Annotated in this window: 22 protein-coding genes; 16 read left to right on the top strand and 6 right to left on the bottom strand. The window is 43.8% G+C overall.

Annotation, left to right across the window (positions count from 1 at the left end):
* Positions 1-18 precede the first annotated feature (18 nt).
* Positions 19-261, bottom strand: a complete 243-nt coding sequence (locus DB520_RS26005) for a DUF433 domain-containing protein (protein ID WP_114752739.1) — start codon at positions 259-261, stop codon at positions 19-21.
* Positions 262-367: 106 nt separating this feature from the next.
* Here DB520_RS26005 and DB520_RS26000 point away from each other — a divergent pair, with 106 nt between their 5' ends.
* The 5 genes from DB520_RS26000 (at position 368) to DB520_RS25980 (ending at position 4,217) form a co-directional block, all read left to right on the top strand.
* Positions 368-706, top strand: coding sequence for a hypothetical protein (locus tag DB520_RS26000; protein WP_114752738.1), 339 nt, complete (start codon positions 368-370; stop codon positions 704-706).
* Between the two features lie 174 nt (positions 707-880).
* The gene (locus DB520_RS25995) at positions 881-1,495 is read left to right on the top strand and encodes a hypothetical protein (RefSeq protein ID WP_157972258.1); all 615 of its coding nucleotides are present in this window, start codon (positions 881-883) and stop codon (positions 1,493-1,495) included.
* A gap of 136 nt (positions 1,496-1,631) precedes the next feature.
* On the top strand, positions 1,632-1,961 hold the full coding sequence (locus DB520_RS25990) for an antibiotic biosynthesis monooxygenase family protein (protein WP_114752735.1): 330 nt from the start codon (positions 1,632-1,634) through the stop codon (positions 1,959-1,961).
* Positions 1,962-1,963: 2 nt separating this feature from the next.
* Positions 1,964-3,016 carry a cobalamin B12-binding domain-containing protein gene (locus DB520_RS25985; RefSeq protein ID WP_114752733.1) on the top strand — a complete coding sequence of 351 codons (1,053 nt, stop codon included), beginning with the start codon at positions 1,964-1,966 and terminating at the stop codon, positions 3,014-3,016.
* Between the two features lies 1 nt (position 3,017).
* On the top strand, positions 3,018-4,217 hold the full coding sequence (locus DB520_RS25980; protein ID WP_114752731.1) for a sensor histidine kinase: 1,200 nt from the start codon (positions 3,018-3,020) through the stop codon (positions 4,215-4,217).
* Positions 4,218-4,450: 233 nt separating this feature from the next.
* Here the strand turns inward: DB520_RS25980 and mog are convergent, their stop codons facing one another.
* Complete coding sequence (mog, locus tag DB520_RS25975; protein ID WP_114752730.1) at positions 4,451-4,984, bottom strand: molybdopterin adenylyltransferase; 534 nt, start codon at positions 4,982-4,984, stop codon at positions 4,451-4,453.
* Positions 4,985-5,041: 57 nt separating this feature from the next.
* Between mog and DB520_RS25970 the strand changes: the two genes are divergently transcribed.
* Complete coding sequence (locus DB520_RS25970) at positions 5,042-5,920, top strand: oxygenase MpaB family protein (protein ID WP_114752728.1); 879 nt, start codon at positions 5,042-5,044, stop codon at positions 5,918-5,920.
* 111 nt (positions 5,921-6,031) lie between these two features.
* Here the strand turns inward: DB520_RS25970 and rpmF are convergent, their stop codons facing one another.
* The 3 genes from rpmF to pdxA all read right to left on the bottom strand — a co-directional run bounded on the left by rpmF (position 6,032) and on the right by pdxA (position 7,890).
* Positions 6,032-6,223 carry a 50S ribosomal protein L32 gene (rpmF, locus tag DB520_RS25965; RefSeq protein WP_114752727.1) on the bottom strand — a complete coding sequence of 64 codons (192 nt, stop codon included), beginning with the start codon at positions 6,221-6,223 and terminating at the stop codon, positions 6,032-6,034.
* Positions 6,224-6,238: 15 nt separating this feature from the next.
* Positions 6,239-6,787, bottom strand: coding sequence for a YceD family protein (locus DB520_RS25960; RefSeq protein ID WP_114752725.1), 549 nt, complete (start codon positions 6,785-6,787; stop codon positions 6,239-6,241).
* An 80-nt stretch (positions 6,788-6,867) separates the two neighbouring features.
* Positions 6,868-7,890, bottom strand: a complete 1,023-nt coding sequence (gene pdxA / locus DB520_RS25955; protein ID WP_114752724.1) for a 4-hydroxythreonine-4-phosphate dehydrogenase PdxA — start codon at positions 7,888-7,890, stop codon at positions 6,868-6,870.
* A gap of 264 nt (positions 7,891-8,154) precedes the next feature.
* Here pdxA and rsmA point away from each other — a divergent pair, with 264 nt between their 5' ends.
* From rsmA to DB520_RS25930, 5 genes are all read left to right on the top strand, one after another.
* Complete coding sequence (gene rsmA, locus DB520_RS25950; protein ID WP_114752748.1) at positions 8,155-8,940, top strand: 16S rRNA (adenine(1518)-N(6)/adenine(1519)-N(6))-dimethyltransferase RsmA; 786 nt, start codon at positions 8,155-8,157, stop codon at positions 8,938-8,940.
* Complete coding sequence (mgtE, locus tag DB520_RS25945; RefSeq protein WP_114752722.1) at positions 8,928-10,295, top strand: magnesium transporter; 1,368 nt, start codon at positions 8,928-8,930, stop codon at positions 10,293-10,295. The genes rsmA and mgtE overlap by 13 nt, the downstream gene beginning before the upstream one ends.
* Before the next feature lie 17 nt (positions 10,296-10,312).
* Positions 10,313-11,254 carry a 2-hydroxyacid dehydrogenase gene (locus DB520_RS25940; protein WP_114752721.1) on the top strand — a complete coding sequence of 314 codons (942 nt, stop codon included), beginning with the start codon at positions 10,313-10,315 and terminating at the stop codon, positions 11,252-11,254.
* Between the two features lie 132 nt (positions 11,255-11,386).
* Entirely contained in the window at positions 11,387-11,860 is a 474-nt protein-coding gene (greA, locus tag DB520_RS25935; RefSeq protein ID WP_114752720.1) for a transcription elongation factor GreA, read from the top strand.
* Between the two features lie 84 nt (positions 11,861-11,944).
* Positions 11,945-12,346, top strand: a complete 402-nt coding sequence (locus tag DB520_RS25930; RefSeq protein ID WP_114752718.1) for an HIT family protein — start codon at positions 11,945-11,947, stop codon at positions 12,344-12,346.
* A gap of 372 nt (positions 12,347-12,718) precedes the next feature.
* Here the strand turns inward: DB520_RS25930 and DB520_RS25925 are convergent, their stop codons facing one another.
* The gene (locus DB520_RS25925; protein WP_114752716.1) at positions 12,719-14,197 is read right to left on the bottom strand and encodes a S1C family serine protease; all 1,479 of its coding nucleotides are present in this window, start codon (positions 14,195-14,197) and stop codon (positions 12,719-12,721) included.
* 243 nt (positions 14,198-14,440) lie between these two features.
* On the opposite strand from DB520_RS25925, the gene DB520_RS25920 reads away from it, so the two are divergent.
* The 5 genes from DB520_RS25920 to hslU all read left to right on the top strand — a co-directional run bounded on the left by DB520_RS25920 (position 14,441) and on the right by hslU (position 22,052).
* A complete protein-coding gene (locus DB520_RS25920) occupies positions 14,441-15,601 on the top strand; it encodes a 1-deoxy-D-xylulose-5-phosphate reductoisomerase (protein ID WP_114752714.1) in 1,161 nt (386 codons plus the stop codon).
* A 3-nt stretch (positions 15,602-15,604) separates the two neighbouring features.
* The gene (gene rseP, locus DB520_RS25915) at positions 15,605-16,924 is read left to right on the top strand and encodes an RIP metalloprotease RseP (protein WP_114752713.1); all 1,320 of its coding nucleotides are present in this window, start codon (positions 15,605-15,607) and stop codon (positions 16,922-16,924) included.
* 228 nt (positions 16,925-17,152) lie between these two features.
* Complete coding sequence (lon, locus tag DB520_RS25910) at positions 17,153-19,639, top strand: endopeptidase La (protein WP_114752711.1); 2,487 nt, start codon at positions 17,153-17,155, stop codon at positions 19,637-19,639.
* The gene (gene porQ, locus DB520_RS25905) at positions 19,605-20,645 is read left to right on the top strand and encodes a type IX secretion system protein PorQ (RefSeq protein ID WP_157972257.1); all 1,041 of its coding nucleotides are present in this window, start codon (positions 19,605-19,607) and stop codon (positions 20,643-20,645) included. Before lon ends, porQ begins: the two co-directional genes overlap by 35 nt.
* Before the next feature lie 18 nt (positions 20,646-20,663).
* Complete coding sequence (gene hslU / locus DB520_RS25900; protein ID WP_198675465.1) at positions 20,664-22,052, top strand: ATP-dependent protease ATPase subunit HslU; 1,389 nt, start codon at positions 20,664-20,666, stop codon at positions 22,050-22,052.
* Positions 22,053-22,276 lie beyond the last annotated feature (224 nt).

Below are 22,276 nucleotides of genomic sequence, written 5' to 3'. Positions count from 1 at the left end.
ATAGCCTTCCTATGAAAATCACCCCGTTTGCAAAAGCTCTACACGTTCATTGCTCACAAGCTTATGGGCATACAATAAACAAGCCCGTATGTCTGCAATTTCCAGCCAGTCATATCCTCGCAATATCGTTTCAGGGCTATCTCCAGCAGCCAACATCCCAAGGACATGCTCAACCGCAAGGCGCTTGCCCCTAATGATTGGTTTACCCCCAAATAGCTGGGGGTTCACAGTAATCCGCTTAATTAATTCGTTTTCGTCCATTTGCTTCAATCCAATTGTACAAGCATAACAACAACATAAAACCCGAAAATACTGCTTGACAAGCAAAATCGTGTAGCATTTTCTGTTTCAATTTCGTCCAGACGATATGAAGTTAAGCAAAACCTACCTACTGTACCTACCATGGATACTGTTTTATTCCTGTGTCAGCGATACTGATCCTTACAAGGGGGGCAATGCGGAAGTGGTGATAAATGTGATGACAAGGGGAGGATACCAGTTTCTTGTCCTGTTCGAAGACAACCTGTATTATCCCGAAAACCTTCCGGAGGAGTATAAGATAGTGGTTCAGGAGCCTATTCCTGTTCATACCAGATTTAAGGTACTGGACTATGAAAGGGATATCTTTGGGCCTGCCCCAAACGATGTCCCGGTGTTCCTGAAATCTATTCCAGCCATAACACTTTTGGAAATAAACCAACGATGACCTTCCCTCCACTTGCTGCCAATCAGTGGATAAATCCAAAACTCAACCACATGAAACCAATTCTACACCTCCATCATTAAGAGGTAATCTTGTGTTCCTTGAGCCAATTACAACCTTACCGAATTCTTTGACGTAACATTTAGTATGTATACTAACGCCATAAAATGTTTTGTTTTGACCTTAGTTTTCGGGCTTGGTGCTTGCCACATCCCGAGAGCATCCATATCGAATCAGGAGTCGCTCAACGCCGATTATGTGATGGATGTACTGGTTCTGTATGTGCAAAGTAGCGATGACATTTTTGAATGGGGGGAAGAAGCCTATGACAATATTCTAAAAGGCAGGTTTAACGACTTGGCCAATAAGCGAAATAGGGAATTCCTCTTCAAAAACTTCAGCCGTAGATTGTATCCCACCTTCGTCCACAACTATGCGGATTATTTTTCAGATCACAAAATTTACGCATACGATGAATTCGTTAACATACTTGAATCAGCCAATATCAAGCATATTTTGCTCGTCAATTTGCGGATCACATCCTTGGAGAGGTCAACTATACACACCAATACCCTATCTCCCAATAAAATATATCCCAACAACATTCCTATAACTACCTCTTCCATTTCAAATGCTCACCAAGTGTATTTGCTGGAAACCAACAACCCAAAACCAATTTGGATTGCTTATGGCTTTCCTGGACCGGCCAGAAATATTGCCAGAAGCGTACACCGAGACCTGCGAAGAGAAAACTTTTTTTACTCCGTAGGCGATAGGGCTTCCAGAAATTAGAAATCCCTTCCGGTAGGTTTTAAATGAATACGATACACTCCCTGTAATGATGCGGAACACAAAGAATTGGTATGTAGGTTCAACATTTGTCGATAAATTTAGTTATATTGAATTTTAACTCCAATCGGAAAACCACATGTTGTTGATTTCCGTAATATCCATTGTCAAAATGATAGCAGTTATCAGCAAATTTGAGGTACAAAATGGTAAGGAGGAGGATGTGAAAATGGCTTTTAAAAACCGTCCTGGTTTTGTAGAGCATGCCGAGGGATTTGTAAGGCTGGATGTTTTGAGCCCTTTGAATAACCCTGCTGAAATTCACCTTATCACCTATTGGGAAAATGAGGAAGATTTTGAATACTGGCATCGCCATCATTTAAAGGATTCCCATAAAAACATTCCAAAAGGATTGAAACTTGTCCCTAAAAGTTGGGAGCTGACGAAATACGCTCACATTAGCAGTTAACCATGACCGTACTGAATGTACAATTGCTCACTGAAAAAACCAGTGAACTGGCCAATCATGTCACCCGCTCACATTTTGAACGTGATCCTGGTCTGCTAAAACGCTACGGGGAATCTGGCAAACTTCGCTGTTATGAAGACGCTATCTATCATCTTAATTTTTTGGCTGAGGCATTGACCATGGATATCCCGGACATGTATGCCAGTTACATTCTGTGGGCAGCAGCCATGCTGAAATCCAGAAATATCCCGGAGTCAGACCTTCACCACAACCTGGATTTTGTTCAACAAGCCATCCATGAAATCCTGGGTCCTGAGTTTTCCGCCGTGACAATGCGATATGTTGCCGCCGCTAAAGAAAAACTAAAAGAAAAGACCGAAGAAAATGTAACCTATATCACCGACGATAATCCCCTAAAAAAAGAAGTAGAGACCTATCTGGAGTATTTGTTGCAGGGAAAGAGACAGGAGGCTACGCTTTTGATTGCAAAACTGATTCAAAAGGGTGTTGCGATAAAAGATATTTATGAGTTTATTTTTCAGGTTTCACAGTATGAAGTAGGCCAATTGTGGCAGTGCAATAAAATTACGGTTGCACATGAGCATTATTGTACGGCTGCCACCCAACAAATTATGTCGGGCTTATACCAGCATATTTTTTCGGCCAAACGCAAGGGAAAAACACTAGTGGCCTGTTCTATTTCAGGTGAATTGCACGAATTGGGCATACGTATGGTCACCGATTTCTTTGAAATGGAGGGATGGGACACCTATTATTTAGGTGCCAATATGCCTGACAATCAATTGCAGGAAGCTTTAAAGGAATACAGGGCAGATGTACTTGCCCTATCCGTGACCCTTCCCACCCAAGTAAGCAAAGCAAAGACTTTAATCAAAAAAATACGGGACAATAGGGATCTGGCAAGTCTGAAAATAATGGTAGGTGGTTATCCATTTCTTGCAAATCCGGATCTCTGGCAAAGAGTAGCTGCCGATGGGTTTGCACAAAATGCAAATCAGGCAATTTTTAAGGCCAATGAATTGGTAAATCTTTGATATGGAAACTATAAAAAATGACCATAAAATCATACTTGCTTGCAGTAAGCAGGGGATTGTGAATCAACTGTTTTTGGATACTGGCTCCCTTTTGGAAAACATAAAGATGCCGGTGGGCTTGCATAGCCTTGTTTCGCCCCTATCTATTCAGGAATTGAGTAGTTTCTGGCTCTCTATACAGGAAAAATCCATGGAGGAAAATACTGTGCTTACCCTTAGCTATAATGATAAAGAGATAAACTACATATTTTCCGGTTATTTATTGCAGGAAACCGTTCTGCTCTGTGGAAATACCGAATTGACCTCTACGGAAAAAGCATTGGAAGAAATAATGCTGATCAACAATGAACAGGCAAACCAAATAAGGCTCTCAGAAAAAAGGGTGAACACTTTCCTTAAAGGGGATCAGCAGAAGGAATTGAATGAAGCTTTTTTAAATGACTTCACCTCTCTCAACAACGAATTGATTAACAACAAGCGGGAGCTGATGCTAAAAAACCAAAAAATTGAGTTGTTGAATAAAGAGCTGAATGCCGTCAACGAACATATGACCATGTATACCTACTCCGTTTCACATGATTTAAAAGAACCCCTAAGAATGGTCAGGTCATTTTTAACCTTGTTTCACAAAAAGTATGGAAAAAGCCTGGACGAAAAGGGAAAGTCTTATATAGATTTGGCAATGGATGGAGCCAATAGGTTAAATAAAATGCTGGCTGGTTTATTGGATTACCATCAATCTTCCGATTTCGATACTTCTGAAACCGTAGACTTGAATGAGGTATTTTTAGAAGTTAAGAAAATTCTTCAAAAAGAAATTAAAGAAAAAAAAGCAAAAATCACCAGTGAAAAACTTCCCATAATTAAGGGATCGACTACTGGCTACCTGCAAGTATTCCAAAACCTCATTTCTAACGCAATTAAATTTGTTCCGGAAGGGAAAACCCCGGTTGTTTCCATCCATGTGGAAAAAAATGACGCAACCTATACTATCATGGTAAAAGATAATGGGATTGGCATCCCGGAAAATCAAGTGCAGGAGGTTTTTAGTTTGTTCAAACGCCTGAATTCCGAGGAACAGTATGAAGGAACCGGTGTGGGACTGGCCATGGTCAAAAAGAATATCGAAAGATTGGGTGGCGAAATTTGGCTGGAATCTGAAGAGGGAAAAGGCAGCACCTTTTATTTCACCATACATTAAAGGTATCAAATTCCGGGTAGGCTGTATTTCCGCTCATTACATCCTTTTTTATGATCGTGTTATGGATAGTCCTGTCTTGATTTGCCCCAAATAAGGGAATTAAAGTACTGATAGTCTGCTCCCTACTTTGTTTTGCACCATTCACCATTGCGCCCATTGAAGATAGTCAAGTGTGGTTCCTTTTACCAAAATGGTTTGTGTTTATTCTTAGCAGCAACCCGTTCTTTTGTATATTATTTCTTCTTAGGCCTGAATACCTTGATTACCTCTGGATTGTGTTCCAGGAAAGGGCCTTCGATCAGGTCTATGCAATAGGGCACTGCTGGGAAAACGGCATCCAGGCATTGGCGGATAGCTGAGGGCTTTCCTGGCAGATTGATGATAAGGCTTTGGTTGCGGATGCCTGCCGTCTGCCTGGACAGGATGGCTGTTGGCACGTATTTAAGACTAACCTGTCGCATCAACTCCCCGAATCCAGGCATCATTTTTTGGCATACTGCCTCAGTGGCCTCTGGAGTCACGTCCCTGAGCGCCGGACCTGTCCCTCCAGTGGTCACGATCAAGCAGCAGCCTTCCTGATCCGCCAATTCTATCATGGTCTTCTCCAACACATCCTGTTCGTCCGGAACCACCTTGTAAACGGGGTCCCACTCAGATTTCAGGTATTCATTCATGGTGTTGATGATTTCCTTTCCCGATATATCCTCGTATACATTGGCCGCAGCACGGTCTGAGGAGGTGATGATGCCTATTTTGATGGTTTGCATTTTCTAGTTCGGTAATATGTGCTAAATTCAGGTCAAAAGTAACCGCTTTTTTGGCAAATGAAAAACAAGCCATTTACAGAGGAAATAAAGGGGCTAGATCCGGAAAAGGATTGGCATCGCATCGCCTTTTTACTCACCTTTCATTGTTTCCCCTGGGACATGGAAAAATCCCTGGAATTTGCTTTGTTCAGGACTTTTGCCGTTCCCCGAATTTCGAAACTCCTTCTGGGTACGGGGGAATTTATAAAACGCCCCCGCAAAAGGTACGATGACACTGAGTTGATCCTTTATGAAATTTTGGAAAATGGGATGGACAGCGAGAGGGGAAAAGCTGCCATCTCCCTCATGAATACCATGCATGGGAGGTTTAGCATCCCAAACGAGGATTATCTCTATGTGCTTTCCACGTTTGTCTTTGAACCCATACGTTGGATGGAAAAATATGGCTGGAGACCATTTACAGAAAAGGAAAAACATGCCATTTTCATCAACTACAAGGAACTGGCAAAGCGCATGAAAATCACCCATGTTCCGGAGGATTTAGGGCAGTTTGAAGAGTGGAATAGGGAATACGAAAAAAAATATTTCCGTTACGATCCGGCAAACCGTCTAATTGCAGAAAAAACTATTGCCGTAGTGTTGGGAAACTACCTACCAAAGTGGCTGTTTTGGCTTGGCAAACCCTTTGTGGTCAGTTTGATGGATGCTCCTCTATGCAGCTCCATGGGGTACAAAAAGCCTTCATGGATCATATATAAAATCACGGCAACAGGAATGATGGCCAAGTCAAGAATTCAGGGTCTCCTGCCTGAGCCAAAATTCCCAAAACTTGGTACTAGTAGAAAACGTCCTACCTATCCGAAAGGGTACGATTTAGCCGAGCTTGGCACGCTATCCCACCACTCAAGGAAGGATGGGACTAAACCACTCCCCTGATTTTTTTTGTAAAATTCATCCTACACCTCATTCTAAAAATATATTTCCCCGTATAAAAAAAGCCAACTCCGAAAGAGTTGGCTCTATAATGATGTGGATGAATCAGAAGACCTACGCCAGTACTTCCTTTTCCATGATAACCTGTCCTTTATAGTACAGTTTACCGTCTAGCCAGAAGGCCCTGTGCCTCAGGTGAATCTCACCGGTGGTGGGACATTGCGACATTCCAGGGGCATTTAATTTATAATGTGTCCTTCGCTTATCTCTTCTGGTTTTCGAAATTTTCCGTTTAGGATGTGCCATTTCTTTATGATTTATTTAATTGTTGCCTTTTAATTTTTTTAACTCTTCCCACAGTGGGTTTTCCGATTCTTCCTCTCTCTCCTCGTCTTCCTCATCCGCCTCAGACACATATACCAGCTTTCCTTCCGCATCCACCTCATCGTCTTCCTCATCCATATAATCCGGATGAATCTTTTTGGCAGGAATTGCCAATACGATAAATTCATAAATCAACTGAGCTACATTTATGCTTGCGGTGTCCTGCGTGATCACATAAATTTCCTCGTTGATCTCCTGTTCTTCGGGGCCGTATTTGTAAAGAACCCTCTGATGGATTTCCAATAGGTGGTCAAATTGCTCCAGGCTTCTGTCACAAATCAACTCTACCGTGCCTTTAATATCAAACAATGCCTCAATCAGAGCGGCCCTTTTGTTAAGAGTCACTGTTGCTTTCAGCCTGCCATTGGAGGCGATATCGTTACCTTCGAAGTGTTGCAGAAACTCATTCCCCACATCAAAGGGGAATTCGTGCGATCCTTCTTTAAGGCGGATGATATCTATTTCAAATTTCCTTAAGAACTTCATCCTTCCTCCCTTCCTTTTGAAATCAAGACCGCAAATTTAAGGAAAATATCTATATATATAAAACTACTATCTGGTTTATTTTATACCTCCTCCAATTCCCCCTGCTTTCTTTTGATGATTTCGTAGGCTTGGAAAATGGCAGCCCTCATGGAACCTTCGTCAGCATGATTCTTACCTGCGATGTTATAGGCGGTCCCATGGTCAGGGCTGGTGCGAATGATGGGTAACCCGGCAGTGAAATTGACACCGGTTTCAAAAGCCATCGCTTTAAAAGGAATCAAGCCCTGATCATGATACATAGCCAAAATCCCATCGAACTTCTTCTGGTGCATCATGCCAAAGAACCCATCTGATGGATAGGGCCCAAAGACCAGGTGCCCATTTTCTTTGAAGCTGTTTACTGCAGGGGTAATTATTTCTTCTTCCTCTTTTCCCAAAAGCCCCTCCTCCCCTGCATGTGGGTTGAGCCCCAAGACAGCGATTCTTGGTTTTAGCACGCCAAAATCATCCTTAAGGGATTTAAGCATCAGTTCCAGTTTCTCCTGAATAGCAGCTTGGGTCACCAACGCAGCCACCTCCTTAAGGGGGACGTGGGTGGAAAGCAAACCCACCCGGAAGCCCTCGGACACCATAAACATCAGTGTTTTTGGAGTTTCAAAGGCCTGGGCAAGGTACTCGGTATGCCCCAGAAAAGACTGTTCTTCTGCATTGATATTGTTTTTGTTCAGCGGCGCAGTGACTAATGCATCCAACTGCCCACCTTTGAGGTCAACAATTGCCTGGTCCAAGGCAGCTAAGGCCATTTTGCCTGCTTCTGCGGTTTCCGCTCCAGGTACCACTTCCGGGCTTTCCTGCACCACATTGATCACGTTGGTTTTTTTGTGGTGTACATCCTCTATACTTTTTATCTGCATAAAGTTAAAGTCATCGATGCCCAAAAGTTTCTTGTAAAAAGTCAACACCTTGCCATGACCATAGATGACAGGTGTCACCAGTTTTTGAAGTCGGTTGTCCTGCAGGGCTTTTAGGGTCACTTCCACGCTTATCCCATTGATGTCCCCGATGCTGATGCCTATGACAGGTTTGTTTTTTCTGATGTTCATAAGAATATTTTGATGCGGTTTAGGCCTTTTCTATACAGCCCGCCAATTTAGTAAATTCTATCCAGAGTCTGACAAACCCTGTACAAATGCAAGCTAAAAGGCCACTCTTCTACAAGAATTATAACCTTCTACCCTAATACCCTGCCCTCTAAAATGTGTTATGTGATAAATCGGCCAACTTTTTATGGAAGCAGGGAAAGTATATGTGAAGGTTACAGATTATTGTTTTACTTTTGGCTTCCAAACACCTTAAACCACTCAGCCATGGAAAGGGTAAAGGCAAAAAAACATTTGGGGCAGCATTTTCTCAAGGATCTGAGGATTGCGGAAAGTACTGCTGCGGCTTTGACAGGCCATATGAACACTACCCATGTGGTTGAGGTAGGCCCCGGAATGGGAGTATTGACCGATTTTTTACTTCTAAAACAGGATATCTTCCTCACCTTAATAGAGCTGGACCAAGAGTCCATTCGGTATCTCGTGCAAAAATACCCAAAGCTAGAGCCCCAAATCAGGCATGAGGACTTTTTAAAGGCCAATCTCCAAGAACTTCAACCACACCCTTTGGCTATAGTGGGCAATTTTCCTTACAACATATCCTCCCAACTGTTTTTTAAGGCCTTAGAAAACAGGGACTGTGTCACGGAAGTAGTGGGTATGCTTCAAAAAGAAGTGGCCCAGAGGTTAGCAGCACCTAAAGGAAGCCGAACCTATGGCATTCTTAGTGTGCTGTTGCAGGCTTTTTACGTCGTGGAATACCTTTTTGAGGTTCCTCCCGAAGTTTTTGTCCCTCCCCCAAAAGTGCAGTCGGCGGTAATCCGAGCAAGGAGAAATGGGGTACAAGCCTTGGACTGTGACGAGAAGCTTTTTGTGCGGGTAGTAAAGCAGGCCTTTAGTACACGAAGAAAAACCCTAAGAAACGCATTAAAGCCCATGGGGCTAAGTGAGGAATTGAAATCAGACCCACAATTGGACCTCCGGGCCGAACAGTTGGATGTAAGTGAGTTTATTTCTCTGACCAATAAAATACAAGCATCTTGGAATCAGTAAGGACATTTGAGCTTTCCAAAGAATACCTCGAAGAGCTAAGGGAAAGTATTAGGCAAGAAGACAGTGGATTTGTCATTAGTACCATGGCGGAAGCCAAGAAGGCTGATATCGCGGCTATCTTGGATGAGCTGAACATGGAAGAGGCCTTATATGTCTTAAGGAGTTTGCCCCCCGATTTTGCGGCAGATACACTTATAGAGTTGCACGAAGACCTCCAATACAAGGCGATTAAAGCCATGGAGCCTGAAGAGTTGGCTGCGCTTATCGACCAAATGGACTCTGACGACGCGGTGGACATCCTCAATCAACTCGTGATCAAGGATAGGGAAGTGGTGATTGGACACCTGGAGAAGAAGGAAAAATCCCTATACATACGTGAGCTGCTCCGCTACGACGAGGACAGTGCCGGGGGCCTTATGGCCAAGGAGTTCATTAAAGCAAACCACAACTGGTCTGTGATACAGACTATAGATGAAATCAGGAGGCAGGCCGAAAATGTGGACAAGATCTACTCCATCTATGTGGTGGATGACAAGGAAAAATTATTGGGCAGAGTAGCGTTGAAAAAAATAATCCTAGCCGCATCTTCCACGAAAATAGGAGACCTGTATGAGGGAAGCATTATTTCTGTACCCACCTCCATGGAAGGGGAAGAAGTAGCTGAAATCATGAGGAGGTACGACTTGGAAGCAGTGCCTGTGGTGAATGTGAAAAATAAGTTGGTGGGGCGCATCACTGTGGATGACATCCTGGACTTACTACGGGAGCAAGCTGAGGAGGACATACAGGCGATGACCGGCTTATCGGACGATGTGGAAGAGACCGATTCTGTGTACAGGCTTTCTAAGGCAAGGTTACCCTGGCTCATTATTGGGATAGTTGGAGGGTTATTGGGTGCAGGGTTTATCGGCTTTTTTGAGGAAGGCCTAAGCGCCGTAACCGCCCTAGCTTTTTTCATACCACTGATCACCGCTACAGGCGGCAATGTAGGCATACAATCTTCCACCCTTGTAGTGCAGTCTTTGGCCACAAAATCCGTTTTCAAGGACAGTTTGCTGGTTCGGTTTGTTAAGGTATTCATGGTGGCCATTTTGAATGGCCTGGTGTTGGGTACTTTCGTGTGGTTCACCGTGGTTTTCCTATATGGGCACCCAACTGAATTTGGGCTTGTTGTTGCCATTGCCTTATTTAGTGTGGTGATTTTGGCATCATTTATGGGCACCCTCACTCCTATTGTATTGGACAAGTTTGGCATTAACCCAGCCATAGCATCAGGCCCCTTTATCACTACTGCCAATGACCTTCTTGGGCTAGGGGTATATTTCACAGTAGCCACCTTATTATTGAACCTTTAGAAGAACACATCACTCGGATGAAAGTATTGATCATCGACCAGATGCATCCCAGCATAGTACCCTTATTGGAGCAGGAGGGTTTTGGGGTGGATTATCGCCCTGATATCAGCAGAAAGGAGATAATGGAAACGATCTCCGCCTACCAAGGATTGGTAATCCGCTCAAAAACCCCTATGGACAGGCCCCTAATCGAAAATGCACAAAACCTGGAATTTATAGCACGAGCAGGTGCTGGTCTGGATAACATTGACTTGGAGTATCTAGAAGCACGGGGAGTGAAACTCTACCATGCCCCTGAAGGTAATAGAGATGCTGTGGCAGAACATGTTATAGGAATGCTTTTGTCTTTTTTCAATAATCTTTTCCAGGCAGATGCACAGGTGCGCAAGGGAATATGGGACCGGGAAGGAAACAGGGGAATCGAATTGGCGGGCAAAACGGTGGGTATCTTTGGATATGGGAATATGGGAAGCTCACTTGCCAAAAGGTTGAGTGGCTTTGATGTTACTGTTTTGGCCTATGACAAATACAAAAAGGGCTATGGGAATGAATACGTGGAAGAATGCAGCTTTGAAAAGATTCAGGAGGAAGCCGACATATTAAGTCTTCATGTGCCTCTAACCTCAGAAACCAGAAACCTTTTCACCCCCCAAGTAATTGAAGGCTTTCGAAAACCCTTTTATTTGATCAATTCGGCCAGGGGCGAGCTCATTAAGTTTGACACCCTAAACGAAGCCCTGCAAAACAAGAAAATAAAAGGAGCGATATTGGATGTACTGGAGAGCGAAAAATTTCAAGCCATGAGTGCATCCCAAAAACTTTCCTTTCAGCGCCTTTCGCAGAGGGAAAACGTGATGTTCTCCCCCCATGTGGCCGGCTGGACCTTTGAGTCCTATGAGAAAATCAATCAGGTTTTGGTGGCTAAAATCACAGGTAAATGGCCAATTGACCAAAGTTAATTTTATGCCAGCCAATTGCTTATATTGAATTCTTATCTTATCTTTGTTATATATATATAGCAACGCGATAAGGAAACGGTCTCAGGTTTGAGGCCGTTATTTTATTTAATAAGAGGTAATTAATTTATTGATATGGGAAAAATACAGTATTACACCGAGGAAGGTCTTAAAAAGCTCCGGGACGAACTCCATGAGCTAAAGACTAAAGGGCGGGCTGATATTGCAAAGCAAATCGCCGAGGCCAGGGACAAGGGTGATCTGAGCGAAAATGCAGAATATGACGCTGCTAAAGATGCCCAGGGGCATTTGGAACTGAAAATCGCCAAGTTGGAAAACGTGGTGGGAAACGCTAGGGTACTTGACAATTCCAAATTGGATACCTCAAAAGTGGGTATACTCAGTACGGTAAAGATCAAAAACCTGAAAAACAACATGACAGTAACCTATACCTTGGTGTCAGAAGAAGAAGCTGATCTGAAAGCCAACAAAATTTCATTGGCTTCCCCTTTTGGCAAAGGTCTTTTGGGGAAAAAAGTGGGGGAGGTAGCGCAGGTAAAAGCCCCAGCAGGAGTATTGGAATTCGAAATTTTGGACATCAGTTATTAAGTACTTTTCCCGATTATCTCATGATCGGGATTTTTTATGTAGTAAACCCCATTACCATAGCTTCATTAAACCTCTCAACTTACCATGTCATCAATCTTCACAAAAATCATCAATAGAGAAATTCCCGCCTATATTGTAGCAGAAGATGAGCACACTATTGCCTTTTTAGACATCATGCCCTTAGTAAAAGGGCATTTGCTGGTCGTACCAAAAGTAGAGGTGGATTATATTTTTGACCTTCAGGACCAACATTATTCCCGTTTAATGCTCTTTGCCAAAAAGGTGGCCTTAGCATTGGAAAAGGTCATCCCCTGCACCCGAATAGGCGTCGCCGTAATTGGGCTGGAAGTCCCACACGTACATGTACACCTCGTGCCCTTACGATCCATGGATGACATTGACTTTTCCCGTCCCAAGCTCAACTTGGAGAAGGAAGAGATGAAACGGATTGCAGATAAGATTAAAAATTCTTTCGTCAACCTTTGATAGGTTTCATATGATTATAATTTGTTTTTTAAAGGCCATATGGAATCTCGCAGTCTATAATCATCCCAGTGTGTGACGTGCTCGTCATGCTCGATTTCATATGTTTATAATTGTCTTTTCAGCGGTCATATAGCCTGCCCCGAACTCGTTTCGGGGGAATGCCCTAGATAATCATCCCCCTGTGTGAGAATTCTTTCTCATGGGCATTTCATGTGTTTATAATTGATTTTTATTTGCCACATGGAATCTCGCAATCTATAATCATCCCAGTGTGTGACGTGTTCGTCATGCCTGACTGCCGTCCATGCAGGCTCGATTTCATCTAAAAAGCTGTCTGCCCCTGTCTTGAGGGACAAACAGCCTTTGCGCTTATCATCGAATATTATAGGATTGTATAAAGGGCTGCCCCCTGGAGGTAAGTCCCTCCAGCCTCAACCTTCCACTGTAGTCCTCAAGGAATTCACCCACCCATTTGGGGTCCTTTGCCGGTTCTCCATTGATCTGTGTGATGACAAAGCCATTTCCAAGGCCCAGGTCTCTGATATACCCCCTAGTCATTCCTGTAATCTTCACCCCATGGGAGATGTCCAACCTGTCTCTCTCTATAGCGTTTACAGATTCAAGCCTTGCACCCAGTAGCACCGAGGTATAAAACTCCCTTTTGATCACTCCAGTTTCTCCCAAGAGGTTCTGCAGGGTGAGCTTTGCTTTCTGGATTTTGCCTTTCCTGATAAATTCCACGGTAATGTCATCTCCTGGATAATAGTAGGATAATGCTTCTTCAAAGCTTCCCTTTCCGGTAATCCGTACGCCATCCACCGATTGTATCACATCATCTTTCTTCATGCCCCCCTTTTCGGCAGCACCGTTTCGAATTACGTGGGAAACGATCACCCCATCCAAGGAAGTAATGTCCATTTCTTCTGCCAGCTCAGGAGTTATTTCCACCACATCCACACCGGGAACAGCCTTTTGCACCTCACCATACTCAATTAGGTCATTGGCCACCTTGGTAGCAATATCCACAGGAACTGCAAAGCCATAACCGGTATAACTACCCGTTCGGGACAGAATGGCCGTGTTAATCCCCACCAGTTCTCCATCCACATTTACCAGTGCCCCGCCAGAGTTCCCGGGGTTAATGGGTGCATCCGTCTGGATAAAAGACTCCAGCGGAAACTCTCCCCCCATGATATTGATTTGCCGTTCTTTGGCAGAAACTATCCCAGCAGTGACGGTAGAGGTAAGGTTGAAGGGATTCCCTACTGCCAGCACCCACTCCCCTATTTGCAAATCCCTGCTGCTACCTAATTTTATTGCCGGAAGGTTTCCCGCGTCAATTTTCAACACAGCTATATCCGTATTGGAGTCCGCTCCGATGAGTGATGCTTTATAGGTTCTTTTTTGATGTACCACCTCAATGGTTTCGGCCCTGTCGATAACATGGTTATTGGTGATGATATAGCCATCTTTGCTGATAATCACCCCTGATCCGGTGCCTACCCTTTGCTGGGGAGATCCCTGTCCGAAAAAGTAATCAAAAATACTGTACCTCCTGGAATCGGTACCAGAAAAATTCTTGATAAATACCACGCTGTTTGTGCTTTTTTGTGAAGCATCCACAAAGGATAGAGGGGGAGTATCTACGGAATAACCGGAAGCGTCATCAGTGTCATCCACAAAATCGGATATAATCTCTTCTTCCCATGAAGTTTGTTTACCCCACTCCTCTGCCAAAACAGGCGCCAGGTCTAAAGTGGGAATGTTTTCATCCGGGAGCTGTTGGAAGACCCAGGCTCCTGCCATTCCACCGATCAAAGCTACTGTAAAGGTAAATAGTGTGTGTCTCATAAATTCAAAAGGTTTTTTATCTAATACGACTTTAAATCAATAAAGGGGAGATCCAGGACATTTTTTTACCAATTTTAACAAAACTAATTTGGTACCAAAACCCCAAAGACTGAAAAAGAGACAAAATATAGGAGAAATCCCATATTAACCTTGTAAATTTGTCAGCAAAAGTGTAAAAAAAGGTTTTAAATTTTAGAATCCCTCTGTTTCCTACAGGCAGGTAAGGGTGGTAAATAATAGCAGATGTCAGATAAACGTAGGGTGGCCATCTTGGGATCTACAGGCAGTATAGGCACCCAGGCATTAGAAGTAATTAAAAGTCAGGAAGATAGATTTATTGTAGAGGTACTCACCGCCCAAAACAATGCTGAATTATTGATCAGCCAGGCTAAGGAGTTTCAACCCAATGCGGTTGTAATTGGAAACGAGTCACATTACTCCATGGTAAAAGAGGCTCTTTCCCACGCACCTATAAAAGTTTATGCAGGGGATAATGCTTTGGCATCTGTGGTAGAAATGGACACAATAGACATTGTGCTTACTGCCTTAGTGGGCTATGCAGGGCTACTTCCTACTATTCGAGCCATTTCTTCCGGTAAAACCATCGCCCTTGCCAACAAGGAGACCTTGGTTGTAGCTGGGCAGTTGGTCACTAGACTGGCCAAAGAAAAAGGTGCCAACATCTATCCGGTGGATTCAGAACATTCCGCCATTTTTCAATGCCTGGTGGGTGAGTTCCATAATCCCATAGAAAAAATCATCCTAACAGCCTCCGGAGGTCCATTCCGCGGTAAAGACAGGGATTACTTACGAAGGGTCACAAAGGCACAGGCACTAAAGCACCCAAATTGGGACATGGGGGCAAAGATCACCATAGACTCGGCATCCATGATGAACAAGGGATTGGAGGTAATAGAAGCCAAGTGGTTGTTTGGTTTGGAGAAAGACGAAATCGATGTAGTGGTACATCCGCAATCCATTGTCCATTCTCTGGTCCAGTTTGAAGACGGGTCCATAAAGGCACAACTCGGCTTACCGGATATGCGTATACCCATTCAGTTTGCGCTGACCTACCCAGAAAGGCTCAAAGCTGATTTTCCCAGATTTGATTTCAGTAAATACCCTTCATTGGATTTTGAAGCTCCAGACTTAGAAACTTTCAGAAACCTCTCCCTTGCCTATCTGGCACTTGAACAAGGGGGGAATACAGCGTGTATTCTTAATGCAGCGAATGAAATTGTGGTGGATGCTTTTTTGAAAGATCGGATTGGCTTCCTGGAAATGTCAGAAATTATTGAACAGAGCCTGCAAAAAATTGGTTTTATAGGGTCACCCACCTTGGATGATTTAATCGCAACCGATGAGGAAACAAGAAAGAAAACAGAAGAATTAATCAGAAAATAACGCATGGATACACTAGTAATGGCAGCGCAGCTGCTGCTTGGACTGTCGATTTTGGTAGGGCTTCATGAATTGGGGCACCTACTGGCAGCCAAAATGTTTGGGATGAAGGTGGAAAAGTTTTCCATTGGTTTTCCACCAAAGATTGTGGGATTCAAATGGGGTGAAACAGAATATTCCATTGGAGCGATACCCCTGGGTGGGTTCGTCAAAATATCCGGAATGGTGGATGAGTCCCTGGACAAGGAACAAATGGATTCCGAACCACAACCTTGGGAGTTCCGGTCAAAACCTGCCTGGCAAAGGCTAATTGTCATGCTGGGAGGGATCTTTGTCAACGTTGTTACAGGTATTTTGATTTTTATCTTTTTGGTATATGACAGGGGGGAAACCTATTATTCCAGAGACCAGGTACTTGAACACGGCATTGCAGCATATGAAATCGCAGAGCAGATTGGTTTGCAAGATGGGGACAAAATCCTTGACATTAGTGGACAGAAATATGAATCCGTCAACGACCTAAGTAGTGGGGATGCCCTGCTAAGTTCCGGCGGTTATTATACCGTAGAGCGTGATGGTGAACGCATTCAAGTCCCTATACCCAGAGGCTTTATCAACAGCTTTTCCAACGAGGAAAGCATGTCTAAGTTTATCAGCATTCGGTTCCCCTTTGAAGTTTCGGCGGTTGGTCCCGGGACTGGTGCAGAAAAGGCTGGTCTGTCAGCTGGAGATAGAATATTAGCACTCAACGGACAAAGCATCAAATATTTTGACCAACTGCAAAAAGGACTCAAAGATAAGGAAGGACAATCTGTTTCCCTCTTAGTAGGAAGAGACGGGAACACCCTGACTAAAGAGGTGGAGGTGAGCGAAGAGTCCACCATTGGAATAGGGGTCAACAACTTGCTGGAACCAGTGAGAAAAAAATACACCTTGGCACAATCCATTCCCCTTGGCACAGAAAGGGCCTTTGGGGTGGTTATTGTGAATGCCAGGGCATTGGGGAAGATGTTTACCGGTGAAGTTTCTGCTAAAAACGTAAGTGGCCCTATAGGTATGGCCCAGATTTATGGCAAAACATGGGATTGGACTAAGTTTTGGTCCATTACGGGATTGATTTCTATGATATTGGCATTTATGAATCTCCTCCCTATCCCTGCACTGGATGGTGGGCATGTCATGTTTCTGCTCTATGAGATGGTTTCAGGAAAAGCACCTTCCGATAGGTTTTTAGAAAATGCCCAAAAAATAGGCATGGTCATTTTATTGATGATTATGGTTTTCGCAATAGGCAACGATATTTTAAAGTTTTTCACCACTAGTTAACTATTTTGGTAAAAGCTAAGCATTAGGAGCCGGGAAAAGCCTGGCTCCATTTGTGATTTCTTTAGGGGAGGGGTCATTTTTTTTATTCCGTTTTTAAAAACATAACGAGTATCTTTCCTGACAATTTGTACAAACAACTTTATTGGCATAAGCCTTGAATATACAGTTGGAACGATATTTAAGTCGGGTAAGAGGACAAAATAGCTTAAGTGCTGTCAATTTGACTATATGAGCAATTTCGATAATCAATTATATCAAAATTTAATGTTGGGTGACTATTCTGGAGAAGGGGAGCTGATACACTTGATCACTGATGAAGATGAGGAAAGCAACACAAAAGAAGAGAATTTTTCCACCGAAATACCGATTTTATCAGTAAGGAACACGGTTCTTTTTCCTGGTGTGGTCATACCGATCACAGTGGGTCGCCAAAGGTCCATCAGATTAGTAAAGAAAGCACAAAAAAGTGATAAATTGATTGGGGTTTGTGCCCAAAAAAACCCCAACATGGAAGATCCCTCCTGGCCAGATATATATCATGTGGGGACATTGGCAAAAATCATCAAGATGATAGTGCTGCCAGATGGAAACACTACCATCATCATCCAAGGCAAAAAAAGATTTGAGATCACCGAGGAGGTCACCGAGGACCCTTACTTTTTGGCCAAGGTCAAATACCTGGAAGAAACTTTCCCAAAAGAAGACAAGGAAATAGAGGCTTTGGAGGAATCTCTGAAAGATGCCGCATTCAAAATCCTTCAGCTAAATCCTGAAATTCCCAGGGAAGCCCAAGTGGCATTGGACAACATCGACAACACCCCATTCCTCACCCACTTTCTTTCCTCCAACATCAATGCCCCTGTAGAGGCTAAGCAGAAATTGTTGGAAATCAACAACGGGATAGAAAGAGCTACCTTGCTGCTGGAATTCATGATGAAAGACATCCAAATGCTGGAGCTCAAAAGCGAGATCCAAAAAAAGGTGCATACGGATATCGATCAGCAGCAAAGGGATTACTTCCTTCGCCAACAAATGAAGGTGCTCCAGACGGAATTGGGAGAGGAAGGCCCAGAAAAAGAGGTAGAGGAGCTTAGGCTCAAAGGGAAAAAGAAAAACTGGCCTGCAGATGTCAGCAAGCATTTCGAAAAGGAACTGGACAAGATCTTACGGATGAACCCCTCTGCAGCGGAATACCCCATCGCCCTCAATTACGCCGAGGTGATGGTAGACCTGCCATGGAACGAATTCACTACGGATAACTTTGACCTCAAAAGGGCCAAATTGATATTAGACAAGGACCATTTTGGTCTGGACAAGGTGAAGGACAGGATCATCGAATACCTTGCGGTATTAAAATTAAAAAACGACTTGAAGGGACCTATCCTTTGTCTTTATGGACCTCCAGGTGTAGGTAAGACCTCCTTAGGGAGGTCCATCGCCAAGGCACTGGGAAGGAAATACGTTAGAATGTCCCTGGGAGGACTTCATGATGAGGCGGAAATTAGAGGCCACAGAAAAACCTATGTGGGAGCCTTGCCAGGCAAGATCGTCCAGAACATGAAAAAGGCGAAATCTTCCAACCCTGTATTTGTATTGGATGAGATAGACAAACTCAGCGCGGATTTCAGGGGAGACCCATCCTCTGCCTTTCTGGAGGTTTTGGATCCCGAGCAAAACAATTCCTTTAATGACAATTACTTGGAGGTAGAATATGATCTGTCCAAGGTTTTATTCATTGCTACAGCCAATGCATTGGAGAACATTCAGCCACCATTGAGGGACCGAATGGAGATGATCGAGGTCACTGGATATACCATGGAGGAAAAAGTGGGAATCGCCAAAAAACACCTCTTGCCCAAGCAAAGGAAAGAACATGGGTTAAAAGCGAAGGATATCAATTTCTCCAAGGATGCTATAGTGAAGGTCATAGAAGATTACACGAAAGAATCCGGAGTGAGGAACTTGGAAAGGCAACTTGGCAAGATCATCCGCCATGTGGCCAAGTCCATAGCCATGGAAGAAGAATACCAAAAAAAGATCACTCCCCAAATGGTGAGGAAAATTTTGGGAGGTGAGGTTTTTGACAAAGAAATTTACCAGGACAATAGCATAGCCGGAGTAGTGACGGGGCTCGCGTGGACCTCTGTCGGGGGAGAAATCCTATTTGTAGAAGCTAGTATAAGTAAGGGCAAAGGAAAACTCACCCTCTCGGGACAACTAGGTGAAGTGATGAAGGAGTCGGCAATGACCGCAATTTCCTACCTTCGATCGAAATCGGAACAATTGGATATAGACCACAGGGTGTTTGATCAATATGACCTACATATACATGTTCCTGCTGGAGCAGTACCTAAAGACGGGCCGTCAGCGGGCATCACCATGCTCACAGCAATTGCTTCTATATATACCCAACGTAAGGTGAAATCAAACCTGGCCATGACCGGTGAAATCACCCTTAGGGGAAAGGTAATGCCAGTAGGCGGTATCAAAGAAAAAATCCTGGCGGCCAAAAGAGCAGGTATCAAAGAAATTATTCTTTGTAAGCGAAACCATAAAGACATAGAGGAGATTGACGACTCCTATCTTAAGGGTCTGAAATTCCATTTCGTGGATCAAGTAAGAGAGGTGTTGGATTTGGCCTTGACAGATGAAATGGTTAGTGAGCCGATGAAGTTCAAATTTGACGAGTCCCCCAAGCAGGCGGTTGGAAGCTAGGCATTGCCATATTGGGTGTTGTTTATTGCTCCTTTTTGGAGTAGGTCTCGGTAAAACAGAAGCCCAACAAGCCAATAGGTCTTTTGCCTTCGTGGATCACCCCGGTATTGCAGGACAAGCTGGTTTAGGTGGAGTCAACCTCACCCTGGATAAAGATCCTTTAATGTTTTTGGCAAATCCCGCATTATTGGACTCCGCTCACAGGAATTTTCTTTCTGTCCATTATCAGAATTTCCCCGGAGGCATTCAAGTGGGAACAATTGGTTATCAATGGGAGGGCCCCGACAATTGGGAAATAGGTGTGGGGCTTCAGTACCTCAACTACGGAGAATTTGAAGGATTTGATGATACAGGTTTCCCACTAGGATCTTTCCACGCCAACGAATTCGCGTTGTCAGGAGGAATAAGCAGACAATCCGGAGTATTTTATTATGGTTTAAACTTAAAGCTACTCGGTTCTGTTTTAGAAAGTTACCAGGCTTATGCCGCTGTGGCCGACTTGGGGATCATGTACAAGCATCCAGAGGAGGATTTCAGGCTTACGGTAGTTGCCAAGCAGGTGGGTGTAGTGTTAGGCACTTATCTTCAGGGGCAGCCCCTAAGCCTTCCGACGGACTTAAGGATAGGAATTAGCTATAAAGCCGAAAATATGCCCTTGAGGTTTCATGCCAGTGTTAGAAACCTGATCCAAGAAACAGATTATTACCTGGCAGATCCGAATTGGAGAGAGGAACAGGAAAGTTTTGGCGAACAGCTTTTCAGAAGGCTTGTAATAGGTACAGAAATTATTGCCCATGAGCATGTTCAACTTAGGATAGGCTATAATCACCTGGTGAGGAGGGAGTTTGCTAGCATTGGAGGTCAAGGGCTGGGAGGTTTTACAGGTGGGTTCAACATTCAAGCTGGTAAATTTGCCCTGGCATATTCTAGGCTCTTTTACCATGTGGCTGGAGCCACCCATTTGTTTGGGGTATCCACGAACCTAAACCAATGGAGAAAGTTTTAAAAAATTAAAAACGATATCATGAATCAGTTGACACCAAGACAAATAGTAGCTGAACTGGACAAATATATCATCGGCCAGCAAGATGCCAAAAGAAACGTTGCCATAGCTCTGAGAAACAGGATACGGAGATTGATGGTAAAATCGGATCTTCAGAAAGATATTGTACCTAACAATATTTTAATGATCGGCTCCACCGGAGTGGGTAAAACCGAAATTGCAAGAAGGTTGGCAAAAATCGCCAATGCACCCTTTACCAAGGTGGAGGCTTCTAAATTCACCGAGGTGGGTTATGTGGGAAGAGATGTGGAATCCATGGTGAGGGACCTTGTAGAGCAATCCGTGAACTTGGTGAAGGAAACCAAAAATGAACAAGTAAGGGAAAAGGCAGCCGAAATTGTGGAGGACTTGCTGTTGGACATTTTGATACCACCTGTGAAAGGCACTGGGTTCAGCACAAAATCCACTCCCAGTCAAGGCTTTGACCCTGACCGGGCCTCCGAGCAAGAATTGAATGAAAAAACCAGGGAACGTTTTAGGGAAAAATTGAAAAACGGAGAACTGGAGGACAGAAAGGTGGAAATAAACGTACGCCAATCCTCACCCTCTGGGATAGGAATGATAGGAAATGGTATGATGGATGAGGCCAGTATGGCTGGTTTGCAGGATATGCTCAGCAACATGATGCCAAAGCGATCCAAAAAGAGGAAGGTCACTATCAAAGAGGCCAGGAAAATTTTAATGGAAGAGGAAGCTTCTAAATTGATCGACTTTGACGAGGTAAAGGAAGAGGCCATTCACCTTGCTGAAAATAACGGTATTATTTTTATCGATGAGATAGACAAGATTGCTTCCAAGTCTTCAAAAGGAGGCAGTGGGCCAGATGTTAGCCGGGAGGGGGTACAAAGAGACTTACTGCCTATTGTGGAAGGAAGTGCCGTAAATACAAAATATGGCCTTGTACATACTGACCACGTGCTATTTATAGCCGCAGGTGCGTTCCATGTGAGCAAACCCTCTGACCTTATTCCCGAACTTCAAGGAAGGTTTCCCATAAGAGTAGAGTTAAGCAGTCTTACCCAAGAGGACTTTTACAGGATACTAAAAGACCCCAAAAATGCCCTGACCAAACAGTACCACGCCTTGTTTGAGGCCGAAGAAGTCCACTTAGAATTCACCGATGAGGCCATAAGGGAAATCGCTGACATTGCCTTTAGCATCAACGAGGAGGTGGAAAACATAGGTGCAAGGAGGCTGCATACGGTCATGAGCCACCTGCTTAATGATTTCCTCTTTGAGGTTCCCGACACCATCGGCCCCAATAGTCAAATCATGGTGACCAAGGAAATGGTATTGGAAAGACTGAGTTCCCTGGTAAAAAACAGGGATTTGTCCCAGTATATTTTGTAGAATCATACATTGAGCTAAAAGAATAATACAGAACTGAGAAGGGGTGGCTATGTTAATCCTTCTCAGTTCGTTTTAGACCAAAAACAACCTTACGCAACGGGGAATAATCCCTATGGAATATGGGTTGACGCCATAAATTCAATTTCAGTAGATTCTCTTGTTAAGACACTGGAGTTTAAAATCCCCAGAACATTGACCTTTTCATATGATTATAATTTGTTTTT

The sequence above is a fragment of the Pleomorphovibrio marinus genome (genome assembly GCF_003347495.1).
Classification (GTDB): Bacteria; Bacteroidota; Bacteroidia; order Cytophagales; family Cyclobacteriaceae; genus Pleomorphovibrio; species Pleomorphovibrio marinus.
Note: the sequence above shows the minus strand (reverse complement) of the source record. Positions and strands in the feature narration are given on the sequence as shown.

Bases quoted from the DNA above. Each gene is read 5' to 3' on its own strand.
- DB520_RS26005 (WP_114752739.1), bottom strand. From the start codon at position 261: ATGGACGAAAACGAATTAATTAAGCGGATTACTGTGAACCCCCAGCTA.
- DB520_RS26000 (WP_114752738.1), top strand. From the start codon at position 368: ATGAAGTTAAGCAAAACCTACCTACTGTACCTACCATGGATACTGTTT.
- DB520_RS25990 (WP_114752735.1), top strand. From the start codon at position 1,632: ATGTTGTTGATTTCCGTAATATCCATTGTCAAAATGATAGCAGTTATC.
- DB520_RS25985 (WP_114752733.1), top strand. From the start codon at position 1,964: ATGACCGTACTGAATGTACAATTGCTCACTGAAAAAACCAGTGAACTG.
- DB520_RS25980 (WP_114752731.1), top strand. From the start codon at position 3,018: ATGGAAACTATAAAAAATGACCATAAAATCATACTTGCTTGCAGTAAG.
- mog (WP_114752730.1), bottom strand. From the start codon at position 4,984: ATGCAAACCATCAAAATAGGCATCATCACCTCCTCAGACCGTGCTGCG.
- DB520_RS25970 (WP_114752728.1), top strand. From the start codon at position 5,042: ATGAAAAACAAGCCATTTACAGAGGAAATAAAGGGGCTAGATCCGGAA.
- rpmF (WP_114752727.1), bottom strand. From the start codon at position 6,223: ATGGCACATCCTAAACGGAAAATTTCGAAAACCAGAAGAGATAAGCGA.
- DB520_RS25960 (WP_114752725.1), bottom strand. From the start codon at position 6,787: ATGAAGTTCTTAAGGAAATTTGAAATAGATATCATCCGCCTTAAAGAA.
- pdxA (WP_114752724.1), bottom strand. From the start codon at position 7,890: ATGAACATCAGAAAAAACAAACCTGTCATAGGCATCAGCATCGGGGAC.
- rsmA (WP_114752748.1), top strand. From the start codon at position 8,155: ATGGAAAGGGTAAAGGCAAAAAAACATTTGGGGCAGCATTTTCTCAAG.
- DB520_RS25940 (WP_114752721.1), top strand. From the start codon at position 10,313: ATGAAAGTATTGATCATCGACCAGATGCATCCCAGCATAGTACCCTTA.
- greA (WP_114752720.1), top strand. From the start codon at position 11,387: ATGGGAAAAATACAGTATTACACCGAGGAAGGTCTTAAAAAGCTCCGG.
- DB520_RS25930 (WP_114752718.1), top strand. From the start codon at position 11,945: ATGTCATCAATCTTCACAAAAATCATCAATAGAGAAATTCCCGCCTAT.
- DB520_RS25925 (WP_114752716.1), bottom strand. From the start codon at position 14,197: ATGAGACACACACTATTTACCTTTACAGTAGCTTTGATCGGTGGAATG.
- DB520_RS25920 (WP_114752714.1), top strand. From the start codon at position 14,441: ATGTCAGATAAACGTAGGGTGGCCATCTTGGGATCTACAGGCAGTATA.
- rseP (WP_114752713.1), top strand. From the start codon at position 15,605: ATGGATACACTAGTAATGGCAGCGCAGCTGCTGCTTGGACTGTCGATT.
- lon (WP_114752711.1), top strand. From the start codon at position 17,153: ATGAGCAATTTCGATAATCAATTATATCAAAATTTAATGTTGGGTGAC.
- hslU (WP_198675465.1), top strand. From the start codon at position 20,664: ATGAATCAGTTGACACCAAGACAAATAGTAGCTGAACTGGACAAATAT.